The 7,923-nt window shown below is 73.7% G+C and carries 11 protein-coding genes; 5 read left to right on the top strand and 6 right to left on the bottom strand.

Annotation, left to right across the window (positions count from 1 at the left end):
- Positions 1-200, bottom strand: a 200-nt coding sequence (locus tag AB0J52_RS19215; protein WP_500182952.1) for an ACT domain-containing protein, incomplete at its 3' end; no start/stop codon positions are given.
- Positions 201-430: 230 nt separating this feature from the next.
- Here AB0J52_RS19215 and AB0J52_RS19210 point away from each other — a divergent pair.
- Positions 431-898: an NUDIX hydrolase gene (locus AB0J52_RS19210; protein ID WP_500182951.1), complete on the top strand. Its 468-nt coding sequence runs from the start codon at positions 431-433 to the stop codon at positions 896-898.
- On the opposite strand, the gene AB0J52_RS19205 is transcribed toward AB0J52_RS19210, so the two are convergent.
- On the bottom strand, positions 895-1,794 hold the full coding sequence (locus AB0J52_RS19205; RefSeq protein WP_500182950.1) for an aldo/keto reductase: 900 nt from the start codon (positions 1,792-1,794) through the stop codon (positions 895-897). The two genes, AB0J52_RS19210 and AB0J52_RS19205, sit on opposite strands and share 4 nt — an antisense overlap.
- An 87-nt stretch (positions 1,795-1,881) precedes the next feature.
- Here AB0J52_RS19205 and AB0J52_RS19200 point away from each other — a divergent pair, with 87 nt between their 5' ends.
- Positions 1,882-2,790: a LysR family transcriptional regulator gene (locus AB0J52_RS19200; protein ID WP_500182949.1), complete on the top strand. Its 909-nt coding sequence runs from the start codon at positions 1,882-1,884 to the stop codon at positions 2,788-2,790.
- A gap of 58 nt (positions 2,791-2,848) precedes the next feature.
- Here the strand turns inward: AB0J52_RS19200 and AB0J52_RS19195 are convergent, their stop codons facing one another.
- Positions 2,849-3,454 (bottom strand): TetR/AcrR family transcriptional regulator, encoded by a 606-nt coding sequence (locus tag AB0J52_RS19195; protein WP_500182948.1) that lies wholly within the window; start codon positions 3,452-3,454, stop codon positions 2,849-2,851.
- A 100-nt stretch (positions 3,455-3,554) separates the two neighbouring features.
- Here AB0J52_RS19195 and AB0J52_RS19190 point away from each other — a divergent pair, with 100 nt between their 5' ends.
- Positions 3,555-4,202 (top strand): FMN-dependent NADH-azoreductase, encoded by a 648-nt coding sequence (locus tag AB0J52_RS19190; protein WP_500182947.1) that lies wholly within the window; start codon positions 3,555-3,557, stop codon positions 4,200-4,202.
- A gap of 1 nt (position 4,203) precedes the next feature.
- Positions 4,204-4,524 carry a DMT family transporter gene (locus AB0J52_RS19185; protein ID WP_500182946.1) on the top strand — a complete coding sequence of 107 codons (321 nt, stop codon included), beginning with the start codon at positions 4,204-4,206 and terminating at the stop codon, positions 4,522-4,524.
- A 333-nt stretch (positions 4,525-4,857) separates the two neighbouring features.
- On the opposite strand, the gene AB0J52_RS19180 is transcribed toward AB0J52_RS19185, so the two are convergent.
- Entirely contained in the window at positions 4,858-5,640 is a 783-nt protein-coding gene (locus AB0J52_RS19180; protein ID WP_500182945.1) for an oxidoreductase, read from the bottom strand.
- Between the two features lie 79 nt (positions 5,641-5,719).
- Positions 5,720-6,295, bottom strand: coding sequence for a TetR/AcrR family transcriptional regulator (locus AB0J52_RS19175; RefSeq protein ID WP_500182944.1), 576 nt, complete (start codon positions 6,293-6,295; stop codon positions 5,720-5,722).
- Positions 6,296-6,370: 75 nt separating this feature from the next.
- Between AB0J52_RS19175 and AB0J52_RS19170 the strand changes: the two genes are divergently transcribed.
- On the top strand, positions 6,371-7,387 hold the full coding sequence (locus tag AB0J52_RS19170; RefSeq protein WP_500182943.1) for an LLM class flavin-dependent oxidoreductase: 1,017 nt from the start codon (positions 6,371-6,373) through the stop codon (positions 7,385-7,387).
- Here AB0J52_RS19170 and AB0J52_RS19165 read toward each other — a convergent pair.
- Positions 7,345-7,923, bottom strand: a 579-nt coding sequence (locus tag AB0J52_RS19165; RefSeq protein WP_500182942.1) for an MFS transporter, incomplete at its 5' end; no start/stop codon positions are given. The two genes, AB0J52_RS19170 and AB0J52_RS19165, sit on opposite strands and share 43 nt — an antisense overlap.

The following is a 7,923-nucleotide window of genomic DNA, read 5'->3' as shown; positions in this document are numbered from 1 at the left end:
AGCCCGTCGGCGTCCACGTCCGCCGGGGCGCTGAACTGGACGCGCATGAAGAACGTGGCGGTGTCGAGGTCGCCGAACTGCTGGCTCTCCAGGATGTTGCAGCCGCGCTCGGCCAGCGCTCCCGAGACGGCGGCCACGATGCCCGGACGGTCCGGGCAGGAGAGCGTGAGGACGAACTCGCGCTGATCTTGCTGGGTCATGACTTCACTTTCGCCGCGGTGGGACGTCCGGAATGAGCCTCCGAGCTTACGCGCGCCGCCCTCCGGGCGCTGAAGTTCCCCCACGTCGCGGCCCTGTTCCGGGCCAACCGGAGCAGATCGGGACGGACCGCCGAGCCCGTCGCGCGGCGGCTGGTTCCGGGCGCGACGGCCCGCACCGGGCTTCCCCGGCGTCATCATGGGCTGGGCGGGAGTCGCGAGGAGGGCGTCGCATGGAGAGCGAAGGGCCTGAAGGCTGGTCGGCGCGTCCGGCCGTGCGGATCATCTGCGTGGACGGCGCCGGCCGCATCCTGCTGATGCGCTGGCAGGACCCCCGCGACCACCACCGGTTCTGGGAGCCGCCCGGCGGCGGCGTGGAACCCGGCGAGTCCGACATCGAGGCCGCCCGGCGCGAGCTGCACGAGGAGACCGGACTGCCGGGGTCGTCCGTCCGGGACGCGGCGGTGCCGGTCGAACGCGACTTCCGGTGGCTCGGCACCCGCTACCTCAAGACCGAGCCGTTCTTCCTGGCCCGCTTCGACGGCACCCCGGACGTCCGTCCGACCGCCTTCTCGCCGGAGGAGAACGCCACCTTCCTCGGGATGGCGTGGCTCTCCCCCGGCGAGATCGAGGCCCTGGGCGACGCGGTCGAGCCGTCCCGCCTGCTGGAACTGATCGGCCCGCTCCTCGGCACCTCCTAGCCCGCGAGGGCGTCGAGCCGGGCGGCCTGGTCGGCGGTCAGCTCCAGGTCGAGCGCGGCGAGGTTCTCGGCGACGTGCGCCGGCGAGGTCGTGCCGGGGATCGGCAGCAGCGCCGGGGACCGCCGCAGCAGCCAGGCCAGCGCGGTCTGCGCCGGAGTCGCGCCGAGCTCCGCCGCGACCTCGGCGACCGCCCCGCCGGGCGCCGCGTGCGCGCCCATCGCGACGGGGAAGAACGGCAGGAACGCGATGCCGTGGCGCTCCGCGTGGTCCACGACCGGGTCGTGGTCGCGGGCCGCGAGGTTGTACAGGTTCTGGACGGCCGCGATCGGCGCGACCGCGCGGGCCGCGTCGAGTTGTTCGGCGGTCACCTCCGACAGGCCGATGTGCCGCACCTTGCCCTCGTCCTGGAGCTGCTTCAGCGCGCCGACCTGGTCCTCCAGCGGGACGGACGGGTCGACCCGGTGCAACTGGAGCAGGTCGATCCGGTCGGTGCGCAGCCGCCGCAGGCTCAGTTCCGCCTGCTGCCGCAGGTAGGCGGGGTGGCCGAGCGGCACCCACTCGGCCGCCGACGGGCGCGCCACCCCCACCTTCGTCGCGACCACGACGTCCTCGCGGTACGGGTGCAGGGCCTCGCCGACCAGCTCCTCTCCCCCGCCCAGCGCGTACGCGTCGGCGGTGTCGATGAGCTGGACGCCCAGCTCGACGGCCTCGCGCAGCAGCGCGAGCGCGGCGGCCCGGTCGGCGGGCGGAGTCCAGATCGGCCCGGCGGCCGGATCGGCGGGACGGCCGGGGCCGTCGGCGAGGCGCATCGTGCCGAGCCCGATCCGGCGGACGGTCAGGTCGCCGCCGATGGTGAGGGTCTTCGAGGTCGCGTTCGCGGTGATCGTGTTCGTCATGCGTCCAGCCTCGGTCCGGCGCTGACCGGGAACAACGCCGATCTCGCGAACGATCTATCATGCGGGCTTATCGACGGAGGTGGGCGCATGGAGCGGCAGGAGATCGAGGTCTTCCTGGCCCTCGCGGACGAGTTGCACTTCGGCCGCACCGCCGAACGCCTGCGGCTCTCCCAGGCGGCCGTGTCGCAGACCCTCAAGAAGCTGGAGCGCCGCATCGGCGCGCCCCTCTTCGAGCGGACGAGCCGCCGCGTCGTCCCCACCCCGGTCGGCAAGCAGCTCCACGACGACCTCGCCCCCGCCTGGGCGGCGGTCGAGCGCGCCGAAGCCGAGGCGGCCGCCATGGCGCGGGGCGTGGCGGGCACCCTCACGATCGGCTTCCTCGGCGCGTCCCAGGGCGAACTCACCCCGCGCATCGTCGCCGCCTTCCGCGCGGCGCACCCGGGCACCGAGGTGCGGATGCGCGAGGTCCACCTCGGCGACCCCTTCGGCGCCCTCCGCGACGGCACCGTGGACCTGCTCCTCACCCGCCTCCCGGTCGCCGAGCCCGACCTGACCGTGGGCCCCGTCGTGCTGACCGACTCGCGGATGCTGGCCGTCTCGTCCGGCCACCCGTTCGCAGGCCGCTCGTCGGTGCGGCTGGACGACCTGTCCCGCGACACCTCGTTCGCGGCGCGCGGGCCCGCGCCGTCCTACTGGTGGGACGCCCAGATCCCGCCCGTCACCCCGTCCGGCCACGCCGTCCGGCGCGAGCAGGCGGTGGAGACGCTGCAGGAGATGATGACGCTGGTCGCGTCCGGCGAGGGCATCACCCCGGTGCCGCGCTCGGTCTGCTGCGCCTACGCCTACGCCGCCGTCTCCTACGTCCCGATCGAGGACGCCCCGCCCAGCGACGTCGCCCTCGTCTGGCGCACCGCCGCCGAGACCGCCCGCACCCGCGCCTTCCTGGACGCCACCCTCGCAACCCTGAGAACCACCGGCGGCCCCGCCACCCTCTGACCCACCGCCCGCGTCGGCACTCCTCACAGGCCCGCCGACGCACTGCGGTCAACACCGCTTAGCCGAGAACGCGGAAGGCCAGGGTGGTGAGCGTCGCGGTGATCTCGTCGGGCGTTCGGCCGTCGGCGCGCAGGCGCTCGTACAGTTCCGACGCGAGCGGGGCCAGCAGGACGTCCGCCAGCACGTCCACATCCCCAAGGCCGTCGCGCGGGCTCTGCCCGGACATGTGGGCGAGGGCCAAGGCTCGGACGTGGGCTCGCCAGAAGCCGTAGGCGCCGGCCTCGAAGCGGCGGGGGCCGGTCTCGGCGCCGAGGACGAGCGCGATGTGGGCGTCCAGGAGCTCGACCATGGCGGCGTAGAAGGCGGCCAGGCGCTCGGCGGGAGGCGCGCCGGGGCCGAGCGGCGGTTCGCCGCGCAGGAGCTTCTCCTGGAGGGCGCGTTCGTGCTCGTCGAGGAGGGCGCGGGCGATGGACGCCACGTCCGGGAAGCGCCGGTAGAGGGTGCCGCGTCCGACTCCGGCGGCCTTGGCGACGTCGTCCATGGTCACCGCGCGGGGGTCGCGGGCCGCGAACAGTTCGGCGGCGGCCTCCAGAACGCGCGCCCGGTTGCGGGCGGCGTCCGCGCGTTCGCGGGGACGTTCCGGCTGGTCGGGGAGCAGGTTCATGGGCGTGACCCTAACCCACGCGAGCAGAAGTGGACAAGGCGTCCACTTCTCGTCTACAGTCATAAGCGGACAGACCGTCCACTTACTCAAGGAGCCTGCCGTGCCCTCGTTGCTGCACCTCACCGCCAGCGCCCGCCGCGACTCGTTCAGCCGCCGCGTGGGCGACGTCTTCGCCGACGCCTGGCGCGAGGCCCACCCCGACGACCCCTACGTGCTGCGCGACCTCGCGGCCGACCCCGTCCCGCACATCACCGAGGCGTGGACGGAGCTGTGCGACTACGCGCTGCGGCACCAGATCTCCGACCCGGCGCGGCTGCACGAGGGCGTGCGCACCCCCGCGCAGCGCGAGGCGTGGGCGATCGTCCAGCCGCTGCTGGACGAACTGCTCGCCGCCGACGTGATCCTCATCGCGACGCCGATGTACAACTACTCGGTCCCCTCCGCCCTCAAGGCATGGCTCGACCAGGTGACGTTCCCGCGCGTCTCGCTCGCGCCGCGGCGGTTCGTCGTGGCGTCCGCGCGTGGCGGCGCGTACGGCCCGGGCGCTCCCAAGCAGCCGTTCGACTACCAGGAGCCCTTCCTGCGCGCCTTCTTCAAGGGCCACTTCGGCGTGGACGACACCACGTTCGTCCACGCGGAACTGGTCAACGCCCGCGTCGACCCCTCCCTGTCCGCGTTGCGCGCCAAGCACGACGAGTCCCTCGCCGCCGCCCTCGACACCGCCCGCACCCTCGCCAAGGACTACTGACGTGAACTGGCTGTTCCTCGGGCTGGCCGGGTTGGTGGAGATCGCGTTCTCGCAGAGCATCCGGCCGACCGAGAACTTCACCCGGCCGTGGCCCACGCTGGCCTGCTTCCTGCTCGGCGCGGCGTCGATCTTCCTGTTGTCGCTGGCCATGCGCGGCCTGCCGGTCGGGACCGCCTACGCGGTCTTCACCGGCATCGGCGCGGTCGGCGCGATCGCGCTCGGCATCGCCTTCCAGCGGGACCCGGTCAGCGCCGGACGGCTCGCCGCCCTGGCCCTGATCATCGGCGGTGTCGTCCTCGCCCGCGTCACCAACCCCGAGTGACCCGGACGAGCACACCGCGCCCCTCCCCGGTCTCCCTCCGTCTCCCCGTCTCTCCCCCGCCGTCTCCCTGTTTCTCCCCCTTCGCCCCTCCCCTCCGTCTCCCCCTGCTCCCGCCCGGCGTCCGCACGCATCACCAGCCTCCGCTCTGAGGGGCGGTGTGATGCGGCGGCACGGGTCGGAGGCCCAGGGGGGCGGCGGGAAGGGACGGCGCGGCCCGGCCCGGCTCGGCCCGGCTCGGCTCGGCCCGGCTCGGCTCGGCCCGGCTCGGCCCGGCTCGGCCCGGCCCGGCTCGGCTCGGCCCGGCTCGGCCCGGCTCGGCCCGGCTCGGCCTGGTCAGGCGGTCTTGACGACGCCGCCGTCGATGAGGTGGTCGGAGCCGGTGATGCTGGACGCGACGTCGGACAGCAGGAAGGTGATCAGGGCGGCGACCTCCTCGGGTTCGGTGAGGCGGCCGGTGGTCATGCCCATGACCTGCGGAACCTGGGTGAGGAACTCCTCGTGCGGGACACCGAAGCTCTCCGCGAGGCGGGCGCCGAAGTTGTCCGGCCCCTCCCAGATGGCGGTGCGGACGGGGCCGGGCGAGACGGTGTTCACCCGGACGCCGCGCGGGCCGTACTCCTCGGCGAGGGCCTTGCCGAGCGCGGTGAGGCCGGCCTTGGCGACGTTGTAGGCGACCGGCCCGGCGGCGGGCAGCCGCGCGCCGATGGACGAGACGTTGACGACGGCGCCGCGCCGCTCCGCGAGGCCGGGCAGGATCGCGCGGGACACCCGGACGGCGCTGAGCAGCGTGATGTCGAGGTTGGCCTGCCACTCCTCGTCGGGCACCTCGGCGAAGCCGCGCACCTCGACGGCGTCGCCGCCGCCGACGTTGTTGACGAGCAGGTCGACCCCGCCGAGCTCGGCCGCGGCGCGGTCGGCCAGCTCGCGCGCGCCCGCGTCGGCGGACAGGTCGACCTGGATCGGGATCGCGCCCGTCTCCTTCAGCTCGGCGGTGGCCGTGCGGGCGGCTCCGGCGACGGTGACGCCCTCGGCGATCAGGGCGCGGACGGTGGCGAGGCCGATGCCGCGGCTGGCTCCGGTGACGACGGCGGTCTTGCCGGACAGTGCGAGGTCCATGACGGACACCTTTCTTGACCTGGAGGTACAGAACAAGGCCGTGAGAGAGGCCGACGCGCGAGACGCCGGCCTTGTGGTGTTACAGGGAGTCGAGCAGACCTTCGACCACCTGGTCGAGCCGTTCCCTTCCCTCGCCCGACCTGGCGAGGACCTGCAACCCCAGCAGCGTGCTGAGGATCATGCTGGCGACCGTGCCGGGATCGCGGCCGGGGTCGATCTCCCCCGAGCGCTGCCCCTCCTCCACGGCCCCCTGGAAGGCGGCCGCGGTGCGCCCGAACTGGCTGCGGACCACCGCCCCCACCTCGGGGTCGGCGCCGCCGCCCAGCTCGGTCGCGGTGTTCACCACCATGCAGCCGCGCGGGTCGCGGACGTTCGCCTCGACGAGGAACTCCAGGGCCGTCCGCAGCCGTTCCCGCACCGGGACGGGACGCTGCAGCAGCTCGATCAGCCCGGCCGCCTGGTCGTCGCGGTAGCGCTCCAGCGCCCTCTCGAACAGCGCGTGCTTGCTGCCGAACGCGTGATACAGGCTGCCCTTGCCGATGCCGAGCGCGACGACGAGATCCTGCGGCGTCGTCGCGCCGTAGCCCTTGCGCCAGAAGACGTCCACCGCCTGCTCGACGGCGACGTCCGGATCGAACTGCTTCGGTCTGCCCACATCGTCGACCCAACCAGTTCTGTACCTCTAAGTCAAATACAGGAATGTCCCGGCGCGCCGCGCGTTGTCCTGGAGGTGAGTGATCCACTGCGAAGCATCCGCTGGTCGGTCCTGGACCGCTCCCGCACCCGGGACGGCGAGGAGCCGTCGAGGGCGCTCCGGGACACCGTCGCGTTCGCCCGGCAGGTCGAGGAGCTGGGCTTCCACCGGTTCTGGGTGGCCGAGCACCACAGCGTCCCCGGGGTGGCCGGGTCCGCGCCGACCGTCCTGGCGGCGGCGGTCGCGGCGGCGACCTCGCGCGTGCGCGTCGGGACGGGCGGGGTGATGCTGCCCAACCACCGCCCGCTCGTCGTCGCCGAGCAGTTCGGCGTGCTCGCCTCGCTCTACCCGGACCGCGTCGACATGGGCCTCGGACGTTCCGTCGGGTTCACCGGCGGCGTCCGGCGCGCGCTCGGGCACGACCGCGAGGACGCCGCCGACTTCGCCGCGCAGGTGCACGAGCTCCTCGGCTACTTCACCGGCGAGCAGGACGTCCATCCGGGTGTGCACGCGTGGCCGGCCGAAGGGACGCGTGTGCCCGCGTTCGTCCTGGCCACCGGCAAGGGCGCCGAGCTGGCGGCCCAGCTCGGGCTGCCGCTCGTCATCGCGCCCGCGCGAGGCGAGGACGCCATGGTCGCCGCGATCGACCGGTACCGGGAGGCGTTCCGCCCGTCCGCGCAGGAGGACGAGCCGTACGTCATCGTCTCCGGGACGGTCGCCATAGCCGACACCACGGAAGAGGCCCGCCGCATGCTGATCCCGGAGGCGTGGGCCAACGCCTACTCCCGGACGCACGGCGAGTTCCCGCCCCTCATCCCCGCCTCACGCGTCGAGGCGCTGACCATGACCGACCGGCAGCGCCGCATCTTTGACGACTCCATGCGCGGCCATGTCCACGGCACCGAGGAGGAGGTCGCGGACGAACTGAACCGGCTCCTCACGCGCACGCGCGCGGACGAGTTCCTCGTCCACACCAGCACCTACGACCGTGCCGCGCGCCTGGACTCCCATCAGCGGCTCGCCACGCTCGCGGGTCTCCGTACCGCCTGCTGACCGGCCAGAACCAGCAGCGCCAGCACGCTCGCACCGAAGGCCAGCGCACTCGCGCCCGCGTGCGCGAGGACGATCGTGGAAAGCAGCGAGGCGACCGCCGCGAGCGACCAGACGGTCGCGTCCACCGCGCCCTCCAGGCGAGCACTCTCCGCCGGAGGCAGGCCCACGGCGAGGAGGGCGCTGCCACCGACGAAGCACAGGTTCCAGCCGTATCCGAGCAGGAACAGCGTCAGCATCCGCGCGTCCGGGAAAACGCCCGCGAGCCCGGTCGAGACCACCAGGACGACCAGTCCCGCGCGCGTGACGAGCCATCCCCCGAAGCGGTCCACCGCGCGTCCGGTGATCGGCGACAGCGCGAACATGCCGAGCGTGTGAGCGGCGAGGGTCTCCCCGACAGCGGCGAGTCCGTCCCCGTGCATGTGCATGTCGACCGGCGCGGCGGTCATCACGCCGAACATGACGACCTGCGCCGCCACCATCACCGGCAGGGCCGTCCGCGCGGACGGCAGCGCGAACAGCGTCCGCAGCGGGACGCG

The sequence above is a fragment of the Spirillospora sp. NPDC049652 genome, assembly GCF_040675125.1.
Classification (GTDB): Bacteria; Actinomycetota; Actinomycetes; order Streptosporangiales; family Streptosporangiaceae; genus Spirillospora.
Note: the sequence above shows the minus strand (reverse complement) of the source record. Positions and strands in the feature narration are given on the sequence as shown.

What these genes read in the sequence shown, in the direction of transcription:
- AB0J52_RS19210 (WP_500182951.1), top strand. Translation starts at nt 431, where the DNA reads ATGGAGAGCGAAGGGCCTGAAGGCTGGTCGGCGCGTCCGGCCGTGCGG.
- AB0J52_RS19205 (WP_500182950.1), bottom strand. Translation starts at nt 1,794, where the DNA reads ATGACGAACACGATCACCGCGAACGCGACCTCGAAGACCCTCACCATC.
- AB0J52_RS19200 (WP_500182949.1), top strand. Translation starts at nt 1,882, where the DNA reads ATGGAGCGGCAGGAGATCGAGGTCTTCCTGGCCCTCGCGGACGAGTTG.
- AB0J52_RS19195 (WP_500182948.1), bottom strand. Translation starts at nt 3,454, where the DNA reads ATGAACCTGCTCCCCGACCAGCCGGAACGTCCCCGCGAACGCGCGGAC.
- AB0J52_RS19180 (WP_500182945.1), bottom strand. Translation starts at nt 5,640, where the DNA reads ATGGACCTCGCACTGTCCGGCAAGACCGCCGTCGTCACCGGAGCCAGC.